Source organism: Chromohalobacter sp. HP20-39 (genome assembly GCF_033052815.1).
Classification (GTDB): domain Bacteria; phylum Pseudomonadota; class Gammaproteobacteria; order Pseudomonadales; family Halomonadaceae; genus Chromohalobacter.
The window spans coordinates 1-235 of record NZ_JAWHTP010001188.1; the positions used below are offsets into that span (position 1 = coordinate 1).

A 235-nucleotide genomic window follows, 5' to 3' on the forward strand; every position below is an offset into this window, starting at 1 on the left:
AGGCCGCCGCCGGCTGCAGCCATGTGGCCCATCTGGCCTCGCCGCTGCCGGTGGGTGTGCCGCGTGATGCCAACACGCTGATCGTGCCCGCCCGCGAGGGCGCGCTGCGGGCCCTGACGGCCGCGCGCGACGCCGGCGCCCAGCGCGTGGTGATGACCTCCTCCGTGGCCGCCATCTCCTACGGCCACGGCCCCGGCGAACACCAGCTCACCGAGGCCGACTGGACCAACCTGGC

Annotated in this window: 1 pseudogene; it reads left to right on the top strand. The window is 75.7% G+C overall.

Going from position 1 to position 235, the window contains the following annotated elements:
• Positions 1–235 (top strand): annotated as a pseudogene (locus tag RVY79_RS21655) (hypothetical protein); the annotation flags it as partial.